Raw genomic sequence first — 18872 nt, forward strand, 5'->3', positions numbered from 1 at the left:
TACATATTCTTTTGCTACGAATTGCACATTATGTTTCAATATACCTGTTTTTTTATTGTATGTCTAAATCATAATATTACTACCTTACTTAAGGTTTGAAATCTTACTTTTGAGCTTTTAAAGCTGGACTACTTAATGATTATTGATACTGAATTAAATATATTTTTGTTACTTAAGACCTAATATAAATATATCAGTTTTCTTAATGCGTTTACAACAAAAATTAGCGAATAATTTAAATAATTATCAATACTGCATTCTAACTTTTCAGTTATATTGCCGTTAATAAATGAGATTAGGTGTTATGAAAAATTTGTGGCAAAAATTTGACCGGTCATTTTTACGTGGGCAAAAGCTTTCAAAAGTATTGGTGGTCATGATTACGATTTGGCTGTTTCTGGCTACCAGTCTGGTAGGGCTGTCGTTGAATACATCGTGGCGGCTGGAGGAGCTGGGGATGGCGATTAATGAAGCCGGTAGTCTGCGCAAACGGGTGTTTTATATGGTGCTGGTGACGAAAACGCCGGGTGCAGAACAGCAGTTTGTACATGAGCAGCGCCAGTTTGAGGCGATTCTTGGTCATTTGCGTCAGTTGCATGAGGCCGGATTTGTTAATGGCTGGCGTCATCGGCAGTTACGGGCACAGGTGGTTAAGGTTGAGGCTCAGTTGCAGGTTTTTTTCAGCGACCGTGAGGCATATTTGCAGGGCAGGTTGGGCGATGCGGCATTTCTGGCGCAGGCGCAGAAGTTTACAGCGGTAATTGATCAGCTGGTGCTGCTGATTGAGCAGGATAATACGCATAATATTCAGCTGCTGCGCTGGTTGCAGGCGCTGTTGCTTGTGATGGCGGTGGTTTCGGCGATTGTGTCGCTGGTGCTGCTACATCATTTGGTGATTGTGCCGTTGCTGCGTCTGAATCAGGGGATTAGTCAGATTGGGAAAGGCTATTTTGATACGCGTTTGCAGCTTGGCACGGCTAATGAGTTCGGGCAGGTTGCTGATGGTTTTAATCTGATGGCAGCAAAGTTGTATGAGGTATATGACACGCTGGAAAACCGGGTGGCAGAGCAGACTCAGGCAGTGGTGAAACGCAATCGTGAGCTGGCCGTGCTGTATGCGATGACGTCGCTGTTTCAGGAGCAGCATGATCTGGCTGTGCTGGTGCAGGTGTTTATGCACAAGATGAAAGCCTTTAGTGGTGCGGATGCGTGTGTGGTGCAGTTGAAAAATCGTCATTCGCAGATGCTGGAGGTAGCCGGTTCGGACGGGCTGACGGAAGAGCAGGTGGACAGGTTTCGCGATTATCGCTGTGATGGCGGGCACTGCACGCAGTTGCTGCAATCGGGGCAGATGATTACGAATGAGCAGCTACGGATTCATGCTGCAAATGATGGTTGCTGCCAGATGAGGCAGACTTTGCCTTTTTGTTTGACGTTTGCGGTGAAATCGGTGGAAGATGAAATCGGTATGTTACATTTGTTTGCGCAGATGCCGTTTACGCTGAGTGAGGAAAATCAGCGTTTGATTTCAACGGTGTGCAGCCAGTTTGGGATTGCGATTGAGAGTATGCGCTTGAATGAGCTGGACAAGCAGATGGCGATTCTGGAGGAGCGCAATCTGATGGCGCAGGGTTTGCATGACAGTATTGCGCAGTCGTTGTCGTTTTTGAATATGCAGGTGCAGGTGCTGGAAAAGGCACTTTCGGAGCAGAAGGAGCAGCAGGCGGCACAGACGCTGGATTTTATCCATGAGGGCATTCAGCAGTGTTATGATGATGTGCGTGAGTTGTTGTCGAATTTTCGGGTGCGACTGGTGTCGGAGGGGCTGATCAGTTCATTGCAGGGGGTGATGAAGCGCTTTGAGCGGCAAACCGATATTGCGGTGGATTGGTCGGTAGAGGGGGATGTGTATGAGGTGGAATCGGATGTGCAGTTGCAGGTGGTGTTTATTGTGCAGGAGGCTTTGTCGAATGTGCGTAAACATGCGCATGCCAATGCTGTACGGGTGCGGCTGGCGTATATGGCTGATCGTTTGAATCTGTGGATTGAGGATAATGGTGTGGGCTTTGCTGAGGATACGCTGGTGCAGAAGGAGCAGCAGGGGCATGTGGGTATTCATATTATGAAAGAGCGTGCCGGCAAGATTAACGGGCAATTAAGGATTTTTGCACGGGCAGGCAATGGGGCGTGTGTGGAGCTGATGGTGCCACGTCAGTATATTCATACGCAGGAGTAATTTTTTTGGGGGATGTTGATGCTTGACGGGAAAAAGTACCGGATTCTGATTGTGGATGACCATACGTTGTTTCGGCGTGGTTTGCGTGCGCTGATTAACAGTTGTGCGCGGTTTGAGGTGGTGGGTGAGGCTACAGACGGGCTGGAGGGTGTGAAGATGCAGCAGCAGTTGCAGCCAGACGCGGTGCTGCTGGATTTGGATATGCCGGTGATGCGCGGGCTGGAAGCACTACCGCAGATGATAAATCACAATCCGCAGCAGGTAGTACTGATGCTGACGGTATCGGAGGATGGTAGTGATTTAGTGGAATGCATGCGACTAGGCGCGCGGGGCTATCTGCTGAAAAATATTGATACTGAATTTCTGCTGGACAGTATTGAGAAAGCGATTAATGGGGACAGTGTGTTGTCGCCGGAGATGACCAGTAAACTGGTTACGCAGTTGCGCCAGCAGGAGCAAGTAGCTGATGAGGTGAAAGAACCGTTAACGCCGCGGGAGCGAGAGATTCTGCGCTGGCTGGCGCGCGGCAGCAGTAATAAGCTGATTGCCCGTAATCTAGAGGTTACGGAAAGTACGGTGAAGGTGCATGTGCAGAATATTCTGCGCAAGCTGAATGTGGTAAGCAGGGTGCAGGCTGCGGTGTATGCGGTTGAGCACGGTATGGATAAGTAGCTATGGGGTAGTTGCTGTGTGGTAGTTGTAGTATTTTTGAGTTTGTATATGGCCTGTTGATTTTGTCAATAGGCCATTTTGCTTATGTTAGCTTGTTCTTTTGGGTTACTGCTTCTGCATCTGATGACTAATGGGATATGCAGGGATGATTCCGTACACTAGGCAAAGTTATTTTTGGGAGTGGCGGGATGGATTCTGGAGTCAGGAAGTCTGTAACTGTGCTTACATCCAGCACGATTGCGTTTGTGACTTGTTTCATGATCTGGATGGTGTTTGCGGTACTGGGTTTACCTATCAAGCAGCAACTGCATCTGAATGAAACGGAGTTTGGTTTGCTGACGGCAATGCCGGTGCTGTCGGGTTCGCTGATTCGGGTGCCACTAGGTATTTGGGCTGACCGCTTTGGTAGCCGTATTGTGTTTTTCCTATTGATGCTGGTGTGTGTGCCTGCGGTATGGTTACTGGAATATGCGCATACTTATAGTCAGTTTTTGTGGATTGCATTGTGGCTGGGCTTGGTAGGCGGTTCGTTTTCAGTGGGTACGCCGTATGTGGCCAAATGGTTTCGCAAGGAGCGGCAGGGGATGGCAATGGGGATTTTTGGTGCCGGTAATGCAGGTGCGGCACTGAACAAGTTTCTGGCACCGGCGCTGATGGCAGCTTATGGCTGGCAGGCTGTACCGCGGGTGTATGCGGTGATTCTGCTGGTGATTGCGGTGATGTTCTGGTTTTTCAGCTATCCGGAGCCTAAGGCAGCTAATGTTAAACAGCCAAGTCTGAAAGCACAGTTGTTGCTGATGAAAAATCCGCAGGTGTTGAAATATAGCCAGCTATATTCGGTGGTGTTTGGCGGCTATGTGGGTATTTCGCTGTGGATGGTGAGCTATTACGTTAATGAATATCAGTTTGGTATGACACAGGCGGCGTTGCTGGCCGCGTGTTTTTCGTTGCCCGGTGGTGTGCTGCGCGCCTTTGGTGGCTGGCTGTCGGATAAGTATGGAGCCTATAAGGTGACTTGGGCGGTGATGTGGGTATGTTGGGTGGCATTTTTTCTGCTGTCCTATCCGCAGACGCAGATGACTATTCGCACGGTAAATGGCCATCTGAATATGCATATTGGTTTAAGTGCGACAGTATTTACGGTGTTGCTGTTTGTAGTAGGGGTGGCGCTGGCGATTGGTAAGGCTTCGGTATTCAAGTTTATTTCCGATGAGTTTCCAGAGGATATGGGCACAGTATCTGGTGTAGTGGGTCTGGCCGGTGGTCTGGGCGGTTTTCTGCTGCCGATTATGTTCGGGGTATTGGTTGACTGGACAGGGATACGTTCCAGTTCGTTTATGCTGATGTTTGGTACGGTATGTATCAGTTTAATCTGGATGCATTTTTCATTAAAAAAACAGAAGCATCAATAATGTGAGGTTAGTATGGGTAAGGTTTTGAAAGACTGGCGGCCGGAAGACAAGCAGTTCTGGCAGGCCGGCGGTCATGCGGTGGCTCGCAGGAATTTGTGGATTTCGGTTCCTGCACTGTTGCTGGCATTTGCTATCTGGCAGGTGTGGAGTGTGACGGTGGTGAAGCTGCCGTTGGTAGGCTTTAAATACAGCAGTAATGAGCTGTTCTGGCTGGCAGCGTTACCGGCATTATCTGGAGCAACTTTGCGGATTTTCTATTCGTTTGTGATACCAATTTTTGGCGGACGTAAGTGGACGACAATTTCTACGGCCAGTTTGCTGATTCCGGCGCTGGGATTGGGTTTTGCGGTACAGAATCCAAATACTTCTTATAGCACGATGTTTGTGCTGGCACTGTTGTGCGGTTTTGGTGGCGCGAATTTTAGTTCGTCTATGTCGAATATCAGTCTGTTTTTCCCGAGAGCAGAAAAAGGACAGGCGATGGGTGTTAATGCTGGTTTGGGTAATTTGGGTGTTTCTGCGGTGCAGATTGCGGTGCCGCTGGCAATTACTACCTGTTTATTTGGTGCGCTGGGCGGTGAGGCGCAGACGATTACTACGCCACAGGGCAGTACGCAGGTGTGGCTGCAAAATGCTGGCTTTATCTGGGTGCCGTTTATTGTGCTGAGCACGCTGGCTGCGTGGTTTGGTATGGATGACATTGGCAGCCTGCATTCTTCGCTGAAAGAGCAGTCAGTTATTTTTAAACGTTTGCACAACTGGATTCTGTGCTGGCTGTATGTGGGTACGTTTGGCTCATTTATTGGTTTTTCTGCTGCTTTTCCTTTGCTGATTACTCGATCTTTCCCGCATATTGATGCAATCAAGCTGGCTTTTTTGGGGCCGTTTGTGGGCGCGGTGCTGCGTGTGGTGGGTGGCTGGCTGTCTGACCGTATGTCGGCTGCGAAGTTAACGGAAATCAGCTATGCAATGATGATTGTCGGGGTGATTGGTGTGCTGGTGTTTCAGCCAATGGGCGGTAATGCAGGCAATTTTGTTGGCTTCTTCTGTAGCTTTATGCTGTTGTTTGCGTTCAGTGGTATTGGTAATGGTTCGACTTATGCGCAGGCGCCACGGATTTTTTCGCTATTTCACCGTGAGCTGCATCAGGATGATGTCAAAGCGGCTGAAATGCATGCAACCAAGGAGTCGGCCACGGTGCTGGGCTTTATGGGAGCAATCGGTGCTTATGGCGGTTTTCTGATTCCGAAAAGTTTTGGCTCTTCGATTGAGGCTACGGGTAGTGTATCCATGGCGTTGTGGGGCTTTATCATTTTCTATGTGAGCTGTCTGCTGATTAATTACTGGTTTTATGTACGTAAACAATCGGTGACACGCTGCTAGTTTGCTGTAGTTACGCCATTATCGCTGATGATGGCGCTGAAAAAATATAAATCAATAAGAAACTGTTTGAGGCTGCGGCCTCTATGGAGCACAAATTCATGAGCCATTTTTTAGACAGACTGAATTTTTTACGTAAAACCAAAGAGACTTTTTCTGCCGGACATGGTGCAGTGGTGGCAGAAGGGCGTGAATGGGAAGATGCTTACCGCCAGCGTTGGCAGCATGACAAGATAGTACGTTCTACTCATGGGGTGAACTGTACTGGTTCATGTAGCTGGCGCGTTTTTGTGAAAAACGGGCTGATTACATGGGAAATGCAGCAGACGGATTATCCGCGTACTCGTGCTGATTTGCCTAATCATGAACCACGCGGTTGTCCGCGCGGGGCATCTTATAGCTGGTATGTGTATTCAGCACAGCGGGTGAAATATCCGATGATTCGTGCATCTTTGCTGCGTATGTGGCGCGAAAAGCGCCAGAGTATGGGGGCAATTGAGGCATGGCAAAGCATTACTCAGAATCCGGAGTCAGCGAAGAAATATAAATCTCAACGTGGTCTGGGTGGTTTTGTCCGTCTGGACTGGCGTGAGGCTTATGAAATTATTGCTGCCGCCAATGCATTTACGATTAAGGAATTTGGCCCTGACCGAGTGATGGGCTTCTCACCGATTCCGGCAATGTCGATGGTGAGTTATGCTGCTGGTTCGCGCTATCTGAGTTTGATTGGTGGTGTACCGCTGTCGTTTTATGACTGGTATTGTGATTTGCCGCCATCTAGTCCGCAAACATGGGGTGAGCAGACTGACGTAGCAGAATCAGCCGACTGGTATAACGCTAATTATCTGATGGTCTGGGGTTCGAATGTACCGATGACGCGTACACCCGATGCGCACTTTTATACTGAAGTACGCTATAAGGGGACAAAAACAGTAGCGGTGTCTTCCGATTATGGTGAAATGGTGAAATTCAGTGATATCTGGATGGCACCGAAGCAGGGTACGGATGCAGCACTGGCGATGGCAATGGGGCATGTGATTTTGAAAGAATTCCATCTGCAAAATCCATCGGCTTATTTTATCGATTACTGCCGCCGTTTGACTGATATGCCCAATCTGGTGGTACTGAATCAGGATAAGGGTCGTTTGTTGCCCGGTTATTTCCTGCGAGCTAGCCAGATTGCCGGCGGTCTGGATGAGGACAATCATCCGGAATGGAAAACACTGGTCATTGATGAAAACACTGGTGATATCGTGGCACCGAAAGGTTCGATTGGTTTCCGCTGGGGTGAACAGGGTAAATGGAATCTGCGCGCGGAAAAATCCGATAATGCGGAAATTAAAGCACTGATTTCACTTGAAAAGAATCATGATGAGATTATGGGCGTGTCTTTTGACTACTTTGGTGGTGAAGATGCGGCAGAAGTGCTTGTAAAAAATATTCCGGTTAAACGGATTATTAATGCCAATGGCGAACAAATGCTGGTGACAACGGTATTTGATCTGATGTGCGCCAATTATGGTATTGACCGTGGTTTTGGTGGTGATGGTGTTACTGATGATTATATGGCCGATGTGCCGTATACCCCGTTGTGGCAGCAGAAACACACGGGCGTGAAGCCTGAGCTGGTGATTCAGGTTGCACGCGAGTTTGCACAGAATGCGCATGAAACTCACGGTCGCAGTATGGTGATTGTGGGTGCCGGTCTAAATCACTGGTATCACATGGATATGGCTTACCGCGGCATTATCAATATGCTGATGATGTGTGGCTGTATCGGTCAGAGTGGTGGTGGCTGGTGTCACTATGTAGGTCAGGAAAAACTGCGTCCGCAAACCGGCTGGGCACCACTGGCTTTTGCAGCCGACTGGAACCGGCCATCACGGCAGATGAATGGTACGTCATTCTTTTACGCGCACACCAGTCAGTGGCGACATGAAAAGCTGAGTATGGCGGAAGTGATTGCGCCCACTCATGCCGGCCAGATGGCGAATATGAGTCAGTTGGATTTTAACGTAAAAGCTGAACGTATGGGCTGGCTGCCCTCGGCTCCACAGCTGGCACGCAATCCGCTGGATGTGACCCGTGATGCGGAAGCGCAAGGTAAAGACCCGATCGCTTTTGCTGTTGAGCAGATGAAAGCTGGCACGCTGGATATGGCGTGTAACGATCCGGATAATCCGCAGAATTTCCCGCGCAATCTGTTTGTATGGCGCTCGAATATTCTTGGTTCATCCGGTAAGGGACATGAATATTTCCTTAAATATCTGCTTGGTACTCAAAATGCGCTGATGAGTGATGAAAGCACTGCTATCAAGCCAATTGATGTGAAGGTACGCCCGGCTGCTGAAGGCAAGCTGGATTTGCTTACCGTGCTGGATTTCCGTATGTCTACAACCTGTTTGTATGCCGATATTGTGCTGCCAACAGCTACTTGGTATGAAAAGGATGATTTGAATACTTCGGATATGCATCCGTTTATTCATCCTTTGAGCGAGGCGGTGAAGCCATTATGGGAAAGCAGGACTGATTGGGATATTTACCGTGGTCTGGCCAAGGCTTTTTCGGAAACCGCCAAAGATTATCTGGGCGTACGTAAGGATTTGGTATTAACACCATTGATGCACGATAGCCCGGAAGAACTGGCACAACCGTTTGATCCGAAAGACTGGAAATTGGGTGAGTGTGAACCGGTGCCGGGTAAAACCATGCCGAAAATGACGGTAGTGGAACGCGATTATGGTGCGATTTACGACAAGTTTACTTCTGTTGGCCCATTACTGGAAAAAATCGGTAATGGCGGTAAAGGCATTAGCTGGCAGACTGCTGCGGAAGTTGATTTGTTGCGCAAGCTAAACCACACCCAGCTTGAGGGTGTGGCCAAAGGGCAGCCGAAACTGCACAGTGCTATTGATGCCGCAGAAATGATTTTGACGCTGGCACCGGAAACTAATGGCCATGTGGCGGTTAAAGCATGGGAGGCTTTATCCAAAAATACCGGTATCGATCATACTCATCTGGCAATTGCGCGTGAAGATGATGCCATTCGCTTCCGCGATGTGCAGGCACAGCCACGCAAGATTATTTCTTCGCCTACATGGTCTGGTCTGGAAAGTGAAAAAGTCAGCTACAACGCCGGTTATACCAACGTGCACGAATTGATACCGTGGCGCACGCTTACCGGCCGCCAGCAGTTCTATCAGGATCATAAATGGATGCGGCTGTTTGGTGAGGGATTGGTTTCCTATCGTCCGGCGGTTGATCTGAAAACCACGCTGAATGTGCAAGGCCATCACAGCAATGGCAATCCGGAAATTGTGCTCAATTTCATTACTCCACACCAGAAATGGGGTATTCACAGTACTTATTCTGACAATCTGCGTATGCTGACTTTGTCTCGCGGTGGGCCGCATGTCTGGGTATCTGAAATTGATGCCAAACGTGCAGGTTTACAGGATAACGACTGGGTAGAAGTATTCAATGTAAACGGTACTTTAACCGCTCGTGTGGTAGTGAGCCAGCGCGTACCGGAAACTATGATTTTGATGTATCACGCGCAGGAAAAAATCGTTAATGTGCCTGGTTCGGAGCTGTCTGGCAAACGTGGCGGTATTCATAATTCCGTCACTAAAGTGGTAATGAAGCCAACCCATATGATTGGCGGCTATGCGCAACTTTCATGGGGCTTTAACTACTATGGCACGGTAGGCACTAATCGTGACGAATTAGTAGTGGTACGCAAAATGAACAAGGTGGACTGGCTCGATCAACCGGCCAAAACACCGGTAGCAGAATAAGTAAGGAACACAATCATGAAAATACGTGCACAAATTGGAATGGTGTTAAATCTGGACAAGTGTATTGGCTGCCATACCTGTTCTGTTACCTGTAAAAATGTTTGGACCAGTCGTGATGGGGTGGAATATGCCTGGTTTAACAACGTTGAAACCAAGCCGGGTATAGGTTATCCGAAAAATTGGGAAGATCAGGAACAGTATAAAGGGGGCTGGGTACGCGAACGATCTGGCAAGCTGAAGCTGAAACAGGGTAATAGACTGAAAATATTGGCTAATATTTTTGCCAATCCGAATATGCCGGCTATTGACCAGTATTACGAACCATTCACTTATGATTATGAGCATTTGCAAAAAGCACCATTGATGCAGACGCCGCCCACGGCGCGGCCAGTTTCGGTATTGACCGGCCAGAAAATGGACAAAATCGAGTGGGGGCCAAACTGGGAAGATGATCTGGGTGGTGAGTTTGCCAAACGTTCGAAAGACAAACTCTTCGATGGGATTCAAAAGGACATTTATGCCGCTTTTGAAAACACCTTTATGATGTATCTGCCACGTTTGTGTGAGCATTGTTTGAATCCAGCCTGCGTGGCTAGCTGTCCGTCTGGTTCGATTTATAAGCGTGAAGAAGATGGCATTGTGCTGATTGATCAGGATAAATGCCGTGGCTGGCGCATGTGTGTATCCGGTTGTCCGTATAAAAAGATATATTACAATTGGGTAGCTGGCAAAGCAGAAAAATGTATTTTCTGCTATCCGCGCATTGAAGGCGGACAGCCAACCATCTGCTCGGAAACCTGTGTTGGCCGAATCCGCTATCTTGGAGTACTGCTTTATGATGCCGATCGTATCAGTGAGAGCGCAGCAGTAGAAAATCCGCAAGATTTATATGAGCAGCAACTGGATATTTTCCTCGACCCGAACGACCCAGAAATTGCTAAGGAAGCACTGGCACAAGGTATTCCGGCCGACTGGATACAGGCTGCGCAAAATTCACCGGTTTACAAAATGGCAGTTGAGTGGAAAGTAGCGTTTCCGCTGCATCCTGAATACCGAACCTTGCCGATGGTATGGTATATACCGCCGTTATCACCCATACAATCAGCAGTTGAATCAGGTGTAATTGGGCAAAATGGTTTGATTCCGGAAATCAAGGATATGCGTATTCCGCTAGAGTATCTGGCCAACCTGCTGACTGCCGGTAAAACTGAACCAATTGTGAATGCGCTACAAACCATGATTGATATGCGTAAATACATGCGCAGTAAATCCATTTACTCAGATGAGCAGGCACTACAGGAATTATCTGGCCATCGGCTCAGTGCCACACAGATTGAAGAAATGTATCAGATTATGGCCATTGCCAATTATGAAGACCGTTTCGTCATTCCGAGTGCGCATAAAGAACTGGTGAGCAACACCTTCGAAGAAAAAGCCAGTTGCGGCTTCTCTTTTGGTGATGGCTGCCACAATGGCCACAGCAAGGAAAGTCTGTTTGGTACCCGCAAAGCTGCGCCGATTGTTTTTCATGGTCTACGCAAGAAAAATGACCGCCAGTCAATTTAAGAGGATAGAAATGTACAAGATTTTATCCATTTTACTTAGCTATCCGCGGCAGGAATGGCTCAACCATACTGAAGAGCTGTCTGACGCTGTCAGCAGGCAGGCTACGGCTGAGCAGGCTGCGGCCATGCAGCCATTCTTTGCTCATTTGCGTGCTCATGATGAAATCAGTCTGCAGGAAGTGTATGTCGATACCTTTGATCGCAGTCGCAGCCATGCCCTGCATCTGTTTGAACATCTGCATGGCGAAGACCGTGCCCGCGGACAGGCAATGGTAGATCTGCTGGCTGAATATCAGGCACGCGGACTGGAACCGGAAAATAATGAATTGCCGGATTATCTGCCCTTATTTCTAGAGTTTTTGTCCAATATTGACATTCAGGAGGCTGAGAATCTGCTTGCTGATGCTGTACATGTGATTGGCTATATTGCAGAAAATTTGCATAAAAGCCAGTCTGTTTATGCACCGGTAATGGATGCTGTAGTGGCACTGTCCCCTGTGGCTCCAGAACCGTTACAGGCAGCACCGGTGCGCAATATGGATGAAGCACTGGAAAAATTTGGCCCCACCGCAGAAGGACTGGAACCCTTGTTGAACCAGCCATCAGTGCAGGAAGTGCAATTTTTCCGCAATAAAAAACTTAGTTAAGCCGGGAGACAGCATGTATTATCTCAATCAATTTATTTTCGGCATTTATCCGTATATTGCCGCCAGTATTTTTTTTCTGGGCAGTCTGATTCGTTTTGATACCAATCAATATTCATGGAAATCCGAATCCAGCCAGCTACTGTATCCACGTCTGTTGCGCGTTGGTAACATTTTGTTTCACATCGGTGTACTGGGGCTGTTTTTCGGCCATCTGGTTGGATTGCTGACACCGGTTATCGTCTGGGATACTCTTGGAATCAGCCATGAAACCAAACAGCTTACCGCCATGATTGCAGGTGGTACTATGGGTACTCTGGCTCTGATTGGCCTGCTGATGCTTATCTATCGCCGTTTCAGTTGTGCGCGCCTGCTGGCCAATAGCAGCTGGCGTGACAAGCTGGTTTTAATCTGGCTGCTGATTACGCTTTGTTTGGGGTTGGGCACAATTCATGTTTCCGCTCATCATTTGGATGGGGAGGAGATGATTAGCCTGATGCAGTGGGCGCAGCACATTGTTACTTTTAGAAGTGGTGCAGCAACCATCATTGCCCATGTTGATCCGATATTCAAATTACACCTGTTTATGGGGATGAGTGTATTTGTGATTTTCCCATTTACCCGTCTGGTGCATATCTGGAGTGGTTTCGGTACCTTAGTGTATCTGAAACGCAAGGCACAACTGGTTAGAAGCAGACGTTATTGATATACACTGCTAACGATCAGAAAGGCAGTACTGATATTCAGTACTGCCTTTAAAATATTTGTAATCCGCATAAAGCACTTAAGTAATTGAATGCATATTGCTTTAATCACTATTGATTTTGTATAGCTTAATAAAGCATAATTACACCAATCTTATTGCATTCATGATGCTAATCTCAGCCAGATGGCCATAATATTTAACCAGTATTGCAATCTCTTTATATCAGGCCGACATTTAATCAAAACCGTATATAGCGGATTAAATATATATTTTAAATTTTTCTATCACCACGCCGCATATCTCGAAACGTTGAGACATTTCGATAATTGGATAGCGATTATTCAGTGGTTTCAAATAGTGGTGGCTACCCTCGTTGATATACTGCTTAAACATGGCTTCGCTGCCATTTTCACGCACTACAACAAAACAGCCGTGGTGTACAGGCTGTTCTGGTTCAACAATAATTTTGTCTCCAGCCGTAAATTCAGGCTCCATACTGTCACCTTTGATTTCCAGTGCAAATGCTTGTGTTCCCGGCTGGCGTAATGTGGGCACCCAGATATTGTTGGCCGCAGTTAAAGTAGCCCTGTCGAGTTGTTTGGCTGCATCTATCCACGATAGCAAGGGTACTTTGTAACCGTTGAATAAAATTTCATTTGCTTCAAATGAACCTATACCAAAATGTTCTGGCTTTACTACATCTGCAAAATATGAAACCAGCTTGTCAATATGTGCTTTATCTACACGGCCGGTCTGAATCCAGCTAGTTACAGAAGGTGGTTTAATTGCGAAAGCGCGGGCTACATCAGCTTTGCGTACGCCTTTAAGCTCAATTGCGGTTTTAATCGCTTCACCTAATTTTTTACCCGTATACATAATTATCCTTAGTTTTTGCCTAATCTTATTTAGTGGCTATTTGATTAGGCAGTGAATTGCAATTTATTAGCTATTAGCTTATTATTGCGCTTATTTTAATGTGTAACTGTACTTTTATTAATTAATATCCAATTTTTGTTAGGCAAGTAGCAAATATATTTACTAAGCTACAATACAATACCTATTACAAATTTTAATTTAAAAATATATCAATGGCAATCTAAGAAAAGGGAAGAGTATGATTTTGCTAAATATCTGTTAAATAAGCATTTAATCTTATTATATATCTAAGGTATTAACGAATCGAAGATAAATCCACATTTGGTTAAATACTTCATGAAATTGTTAAGTATAACTTAAATGTTTTTAGCACATCACTTAGTTAAGGTGTATCTATGACAGACTATAAAGTAGAAGTTGATTTGGCAGAAAATGTATTGCGTGCTTATGAATACTGTATGAGAGATACCATTAAAAAAGGGCATTGCCGCAGTATTGAATGGAAATATCAGGCTACTACACCTGCCAAAAATAATCAGCAGGCACTTTATCCGACTTATCAGCCAGAAGTGTATGATATGGTAAAAATCACGCTGGGAAACCTGTTTTACAAAAATCGTGAAGCATTTGCTACATTATCGAGTAAATATTGCAAAATAAGTCCTTTATATAAGCGTCAGAACCAGCATAGTGTTAAACGTAACCAGCGCCGGCGCTATTCCAGTAAAGACTGGAATCAGGCCATTGAACAAAGCCTGTGGCTTTTCTGGCAGGAAATGAAACTTCAACCTCAGTTTGAAAAATATTTTCGTTATACTACTTGACAAATTCTGTACAAAAATTATAATAATTTATAAATTACAGGTATGCTTCACCTTAAACAGCTGATTAAAAAGTTCCCGAAAGGGAGCTTTTTTGCGTCTTAATAAATACTTCGTATGTGAATGTTGAATATCATTTTGATTATTAGAAGTAAGTGACTATTTTTTTAACCGGATTCTGTTTCCATGAAGCCGGTTTTTATTAAGAACTTTCTTTTTGCAAATTACGGAAACTTACATCCATAAGGTGAAGGATATTGTTTAAATTTATTTTACAAATATTTAATGATAAAATTCATCTTTTAAACGAGATGTGTTTCAATTTTGGTCTGATTATTAGTGCATATTTAAATCTGTGAACTCATGCTGCTTGTGATTGAATAGCGGATGGAATCATTTTAATCACATAAAGACACAGCGTTAATGGTAATTAAAAGCTTCAATGTATATTCGTACTCTAAATAGTGAGATTTACTATTTAACCCTACTGCTAGCTATAGCCGGTGGTTATACTAAGGTGAACTGCCTGCTACGTTTAGATATAGATATATTGCAAAATAAATTGTTAAATATGAAATGATAATAGGTTATTTTACAATGATTTTTAAAGCTAAGAATATTTAAGTATTGGGCTGGATACTTTGTTTTGTATCCAGCTAATCATCTGCAATAAAATGATGCCTATTAAGATTACTAGTAGCCATTAATGTACTTATAAAAATCCAGCTTTGTAAACGATTTGTCCGATAATTTCTATATCACTTAATGCCGCAGTTTCATCGGGGTATTCATAGTTGTTATAACTTTTCATGCGTATTTGCTGATTTGGTAAATTTTGTAGGATTTTGATTCTGAACAGTTCTCCCTGATTAAAGGCATAGATATTGCCATCTACCGGATTTTTCTTGGAAATATCAATAATGAATTTATCTCCATCATTCAACAGGTTTTGCATGGAATTGCCACTCATGGTGGCACAAACTAGGTTATCTATTTGCAAATTATGTAGATTTAGTTCTGCTTTTAAAATAGATAATTGGGTATTCCACAGAGTGCTACTCTGATTAACGAGTGGAGGAATATTAATGAAAGCATCGTCGTTGCTATTAATTTGGGATGTAGTAACAGTTTGCTGAAAATTAAGTATTTTCATGATTTTATTAACTGTTTCTAATCTGGGGGTGATTTTACCCAATTCATATCTGGATATTAGTGATGGGGTGATATTGGTTTTCTGAGCTAGTTCTTTCTGGGAGAGTCCGGCCGCCAGTCTGGCTGCTTTGAGTTGATTAGCAAATTTCATGGTAGAAAAATAAGATGTTAAGAAATAAAATTTAATTCATAAATGATAAAGAATTGGTCATAATTGGCCATAAAATGCTTGTAATTATCTTTTATAGATTTTAATATAGCCAGATATGGCTATAGCTGATAACCAGTTAGGGGTATATTACCTTAAATTATATAGAGTCAAAACTGTTACTAAATTTTAACTGAAAGTATTTGTAAATAAATTCAACTTAAATTAACGATTGATCGATGCAAGGTAAAAATAAAATTTTTTAAATATATTTAACAATATTAGTATCTGAAATGGAAATACCTCAAAGGCTGCCACCTTTGAGGTATTAAGTAAACAAAAATCCCAAGATTGAAAAAGGAGTTTTGAATGAATAATAGTATCACATTTGTTTCTTTTTATGGGAGTAGCCTCGCTACAGTTAAAGTTAAAAATACGGTTTACGTATGTATGAAATCGGTGATTAATGGGATTGGTCTGGACTGGTCAACCCAACATCGTAAATTAAGAGGATGTTATCAAAAATATGGATGCGGATTTTTGTCTATCCCGGGTAAAAACGGTACTAAAAAAATTCTGGTGACTCCATTAAAAAAGTTGACTAATTGGCTACAAAGTATCAATCCGAAAAAAGTTAAGGATAGCGTGAAAGAGCTGGTGCTGGTTTATCAGCGCGAATGTGCTGAGGCTATTCAGGCTCACTGGCGTAAGCCTCGAACTGTGAAAAAGCCGCGTTATGCTGATGTGGCTGATAAGAATGGTTGTACTGGTTTGTTGCCTAACCAGATTTCTATAATCAAGGCCTTGCATAGGCAGTTGGTGTTAGCTGTTGCCAAAGAAAAACAGGCTGAGCTGGCGATGACCTTATGGCAGGCTGTGCAAGCACGTTATGGTGTCAGTTATGAGAAAGTACCTTCATCCAAGTTCGTAGATGTGATCTGCCTGTTAAGCCGCGTTGCAGTTAAGAAAGCCAGTATCTGTAACTTGGAATCAGATAAAGATTGTAGTGATAAACTTAATGTTCCATCTACAGTGCTGGTTAGCCTGTATGAATCATTTGCCTGTTCGCAGAAGATGCGTCTGATGTATGAGCATTTATTTCCGACTTTTCGTATTTTGGGTAGTAAATATGAAGCGCAGATTCATGAATTTGCGTATGAGATGGATCGGATATTCAATAAATGTCACAAGGCTTTTTTACCATTGTTCGAAAAAATGCCAGAATCTGAGGCCAAAGAATCAGCACGTAATTATCTGGCCAAACTGATGTAAAAATCTGGTTGGTTTGGATAAAAGTAGTTGTAAGCTTTAGCCACATCTTGAAAGTATCTGGAAATCTGGCTGTTTACGGTGTGGCTAATATTTGGCTGAAACTTAGTTGTAAATTGCTATAACTATAAAGTTTAGCCTGTGTTTCATATTAAAAAATTATTAAATTACTTATAAGTTAGTGATGATTATTTGCTAAGAAACGATTTTTTATATCAGAGTAAGGGAAGAAAAGAAAATTTAAATTTTTGAAGAATTAATAAATGAATATTTTAAATATTAATGGGTATTGAAACTGGTTTTTGAGCCAGTTTTTTTGTTTTTGAGGATTTGATGGTTGATTTATGAAAAATGTGGAATTGGCATTGCAGTTACTTCATTCACTGCTAGACTTAAGATTTTTGCCGGATAAATTGCAAAAATGGTTATTTTGTACAGGTACACGGGTAATTACAGTTACCAGTGCACTGATTATGATCGGTTTTGCTGGGATGTTTCTACTGGGTGGCAGTGAAGTTTTTAATCTTAAACTGTATAAAGGTTTTTTGTTATTACATCCTTATACTTTATCGATGTTACTGATTGGGGTGGCATTGTTACAGCTCATTATAGCGATATTTAAATCCAATCGTTGTAGTGTGCTTTCTGGCTATTTACTGATTTTATCTGCACTGATATGGGCTGTAATATCAGCTACATTCTGGGCATCATACCCGCCGTTGACAACGGGCATGACTACGTATCCTGTATTAACTGTGGTGTGTGCTCTGGCGGGGCGTAATTTGATCAACTACACAAAACGGGTTGAAGATTTGAAACATAAAGGACGATAAAGTATGGAGTTAGTGAAAGATGCTTTTTCGGTCTGTATTTTATTTGCGCTAATGGGTGGGCTGGCTGGTTCTTTACTGGTTACAGATTACAAACGTTATGGCTGGTTTATGACGATTTTGTTTGTTTTGTTGGGAATGATATTTGCTGCGGCAGTAACCGATTATTTTTTCCCGCAAAATCATCCATGGCTTTTTGCCAGCGTCGGGGTGTTTGCCGGTATGTCAACGACGTCATTTTTAGATGCGTTCAAGGCAGCTGCACCGAAACTGGCACAGCGCATAATTAATATTGTAAGCAAAAAAGCAGAGCAGTTTGTTGGTAGTGATGAGTCAACAAAAGAATAATTATAAATAAGTGTCTGGCAGCCTCAGGGCTGCTTTTTTTGGATTATAAAAAATGTATAAATTGAGTAATCGATCATTGCAACGTTTATATGGGGTGGATGCTGGTTTGGTTAGGGTAGTCAAGCGGGCAATTGAGTTGACTAGACAGGATTTTATGGTGACGGAAGGTCTGCGCACGCATGAACAGTGCTGTATTAATTATGGCAAGGGTCGAACCGCACAGCAATGCAGTTTGAAAGGGGTGCCAGCCAAATATGCGCAGCCAGACTTGAGTAAGGTAACCTGGTTAAATAATCCGTTTGCCAGTAAACATGTTACCGGCAGGGCTATTGATTTGATTCCATATCCGGTTGACTGGAATGATTTAAAAAAATTTCACTTGATTGCCGCGGCCATGAAACAGGCGGCTGCTGAGCTAGGAGTGAGAATTATGTGGGGTGGTGACTGGAAAAGCAGTAAGGATTACCCGCATTTTGAGGTATAACAGGTTGGTTTAGCTTGTATCTGGCCACTGTTTTCAAGCTTGTTGAGATTATCTGCTACATATAAGTTTATTATATTGTCCGTTGCGTGAATCTGCTATAGATTCGAACTCTGATAAATGTCGGATGAGATTTTGTTAATCTGGCCGTAAACTGAGTTTTTCTAAATAGGTTGATTCTGATAGGACAAGTGGCAAGGAGTGAATGATATTCAGATGGCTATAAAATTGATTTAATCTGTAGTAGTCTTTATTTAATCTGACATTTAGTGTATTTTAAACCAATAATGGAGTGTCAGTAATGAATCAATCTGCAAAAATAATTAAACCAAAATTAGGACTTTTAGAACTCGCTAAACAGTTAGGTAATGTTCAGCAAGCCTGTAAAGTCTTGGGTTATAGTCGCGACAGCTATTATCGCTTCAAAAACTCTATGAACAGGGCGGAGAATTAGCTCTTCAGGAAATAAGTCGTAAAAAACCTATAGAGAAAAATCGCGTAGAGCCTCATATTGAGCAGGCTGTCGTTAATATGG

General features: G+C 43.8%; 15 protein-coding genes and 1 pseudogene. 14 read left to right on the top strand and 2 right to left on the bottom strand.

All coding sequences use genetic code 11. From position 1 onward, the window contains the following. Positions 1 to 304: 304 nt before the first annotated feature. From MJ764_RS07830 to narI, 8 genes are all read left to right on the top strand, one after another. On the top strand, positions 305 to 2236 hold the full coding sequence (locus MJ764_RS07830; RefSeq protein WP_239326025.1) for a histidine kinase: 1932 nt from the start codon (positions 305 to 307) through the stop codon (positions 2234 to 2236). Positions 2237 to 2254: 18 nt separating this feature from the next. Further along, positions 2255 to 2908 carry a response regulator gene (locus tag MJ764_RS07835; RefSeq protein WP_239326026.1) on the top strand — a complete coding sequence of 218 codons (654 nt, stop codon included), beginning with the start codon at positions 2255 to 2257 and terminating at the stop codon, positions 2906 to 2908. A 188-nt stretch (positions 2909 to 3096) separates the two neighbouring features. Continuing rightward, a complete protein-coding gene (locus tag MJ764_RS07840; RefSeq protein WP_239326027.1) occupies positions 3097 to 4320 on the top strand; it encodes an MFS transporter in 1224 nt (407 codons plus the stop codon). A gap of 12 nt (positions 4321 to 4332) precedes the next feature. Then, positions 4333 to 5703: an MFS transporter gene (locus MJ764_RS07845; protein ID WP_239326028.1), complete on the top strand. Its 1371-nt coding sequence runs from the start codon at positions 4333 to 4335 to the stop codon at positions 5701 to 5703. A gap of 98 nt (positions 5704 to 5801) precedes the next feature. Continuing rightward, complete coding sequence (locus MJ764_RS07850; protein WP_239326029.1) at positions 5802 to 9497, top strand: nitrate reductase subunit alpha; 3696 nt, start codon at positions 5802 to 5804, stop codon at positions 9495 to 9497. A gap of 15 nt (positions 9498 to 9512) precedes the next feature. Then, positions 9513 to 11063, top strand: a complete 1551-nt coding sequence (gene narH / locus MJ764_RS07855; protein WP_100089846.1) for a nitrate reductase subunit beta — start codon at positions 9513 to 9515, stop codon at positions 11061 to 11063. Positions 11064 to 11073: 10 nt separating this feature from the next. Next, positions 11074 to 11709: a nitrate reductase molybdenum cofactor assembly chaperone gene (gene narJ, locus MJ764_RS07860; protein WP_239326030.1), complete on the top strand. Its 636-nt coding sequence runs from the start codon at positions 11074 to 11076 to the stop codon at positions 11707 to 11709. A 13-nt stretch (positions 11710 to 11722) separates the two neighbouring features. Beyond that, a complete protein-coding gene (narI, locus tag MJ764_RS07865; RefSeq protein WP_239326031.1) occupies positions 11723 to 12412 on the top strand; it encodes a respiratory nitrate reductase subunit gamma in 690 nt (229 codons plus the stop codon). 258 nt (positions 12413 to 12670) lie between these two features. Here the strand turns inward: narI and MJ764_RS07870 are convergent, their stop codons facing one another. Beyond that, positions 12671 to 13288: a LexA family protein gene (locus MJ764_RS07870; RefSeq protein WP_239326032.1), complete on the bottom strand. Its 618-nt coding sequence runs from the start codon at positions 13286 to 13288 to the stop codon at positions 12671 to 12673. Positions 13289 to 13683: 395 nt separating this feature from the next. Here MJ764_RS07870 and MJ764_RS07875 point away from each other — a divergent pair, with 395 nt between their 5' ends. Further along, positions 13684 to 14112: a hypothetical protein gene (locus MJ764_RS07875; protein ID WP_239326033.1), complete on the top strand. Its 429-nt coding sequence runs from the start codon at positions 13684 to 13686 to the stop codon at positions 14110 to 14112. 709 nt (positions 14113 to 14821) lie between these two features. Here the strand turns inward: MJ764_RS07875 and MJ764_RS07880 are convergent. Further along, positions 14822 to 15412, bottom strand: coding sequence for a helix-turn-helix domain-containing protein (locus tag MJ764_RS07880; protein WP_239326034.1), 591 nt, complete (start codon positions 15410 to 15412; stop codon positions 14822 to 14824). A 366-nt stretch (positions 15413 to 15778) separates the two neighbouring features. Here MJ764_RS07880 and MJ764_RS07885 point away from each other — a divergent pair, with 366 nt between their 5' ends. The 5 genes and pseudogenes from MJ764_RS07885 to MJ764_RS07905 form a co-directional block, all read left to right on the top strand. Beyond that, positions 15779 to 16681 carry a phage antirepressor N-terminal domain-containing protein gene (locus MJ764_RS07885; RefSeq protein ID WP_239326035.1) on the top strand — a complete coding sequence of 301 codons (903 nt, stop codon included), beginning with the start codon at positions 15779 to 15781 and terminating at the stop codon, positions 16679 to 16681. A 341-nt stretch (positions 16682 to 17022) separates the two neighbouring features. Then, on the top strand, positions 17023 to 17511 hold the full coding sequence (locus tag MJ764_RS07890) for a hypothetical protein (protein WP_239326036.1): 489 nt from the start codon (positions 17023 to 17025) through the stop codon (positions 17509 to 17511). 3 nt (positions 17512 to 17514) lie between these two features. Beyond that, entirely contained in the window at positions 17515 to 17856 is a 342-nt protein-coding gene (locus MJ764_RS07895; RefSeq protein ID WP_174828468.1) for a hypothetical protein, read from the top strand. Between the two features lie 52 nt (positions 17857 to 17908). Further along, complete coding sequence (locus tag MJ764_RS07900) at positions 17909 to 18340, top strand: M15 family metallopeptidase (RefSeq protein ID WP_239326037.1); 432 nt, start codon at positions 17909 to 17911, stop codon at positions 18338 to 18340. A 298-nt stretch (positions 18341 to 18638) separates the two neighbouring features. Continuing rightward, positions 18639 to 18872, top strand: a pseudogene (locus MJ764_RS07905) (helix-turn-helix domain-containing protein); the annotation flags it as partial.

Source organism: Snodgrassella gandavensis (genome assembly GCF_914768025.1).
Lineage (GTDB): Bacteria > Pseudomonadota > Gammaproteobacteria > Burkholderiales > Neisseriaceae > Snodgrassella > Snodgrassella gandavensis.

Excerpts from the sequence above, each read along its gene's own strand:
- MJ764_RS07830 (WP_239326025.1), top strand. The coding sequence starts at position 305 with ATGAAAAATTTGTGGCAAAAATTTGACCGGTCATTTTTACGTGGGCAA.
- MJ764_RS07835 (WP_239326026.1), top strand. The coding sequence starts at position 2,255 with ATGCTTGACGGGAAAAAGTACCGGATTCTGATTGTGGATGACCATACG.
- MJ764_RS07840 (WP_239326027.1), top strand. The coding sequence starts at position 3,097 with ATGGATTCTGGAGTCAGGAAGTCTGTAACTGTGCTTACATCCAGCACG.
- MJ764_RS07845 (WP_239326028.1), top strand. The coding sequence starts at position 4,333 with ATGGGTAAGGTTTTGAAAGACTGGCGGCCGGAAGACAAGCAGTTCTGG.
- MJ764_RS07850 (WP_239326029.1), top strand. The coding sequence starts at position 5,802 with ATGAGCCATTTTTTAGACAGACTGAATTTTTTACGTAAAACCAAAGAG.
- narH (WP_100089846.1), top strand. The coding sequence starts at position 9,513 with ATGAAAATACGTGCACAAATTGGAATGGTGTTAAATCTGGACAAGTGT.
- narJ (WP_239326030.1), top strand. The coding sequence starts at position 11,074 with ATGTACAAGATTTTATCCATTTTACTTAGCTATCCGCGGCAGGAATGG.
- narI (WP_239326031.1), top strand. The coding sequence starts at position 11,723 with ATGTATTATCTCAATCAATTTATTTTCGGCATTTATCCGTATATTGCC.
- MJ764_RS07870 (WP_239326032.1), bottom strand. The coding sequence starts at position 13,288 with ATGTATACGGGTAAAAAATTAGGTGAAGCGATTAAAACCGCAATTGAG.
- MJ764_RS07875 (WP_239326033.1), top strand. The coding sequence starts at position 13,684 with ATGACAGACTATAAAGTAGAAGTTGATTTGGCAGAAAATGTATTGCGT.
- MJ764_RS07880 (WP_239326034.1), bottom strand. The coding sequence starts at position 15,412 with ATGAAATTTGCTAATCAACTCAAAGCAGCCAGACTGGCGGCCGGACTC.
- MJ764_RS07885 (WP_239326035.1), top strand. The coding sequence starts at position 15,779 with ATGAATAATAGTATCACATTTGTTTCTTTTTATGGGAGTAGCCTCGCT.
- MJ764_RS07890 (WP_239326036.1), top strand. The coding sequence starts at position 17,023 with ATGAAAAATGTGGAATTGGCATTGCAGTTACTTCATTCACTGCTAGAC.
- MJ764_RS07895 (WP_174828468.1), top strand. The coding sequence starts at position 17,515 with ATGGAGTTAGTGAAAGATGCTTTTTCGGTCTGTATTTTATTTGCGCTA.
- MJ764_RS07900 (WP_239326037.1), top strand. The coding sequence starts at position 17,909 with ATGTATAAATTGAGTAATCGATCATTGCAACGTTTATATGGGGTGGAT.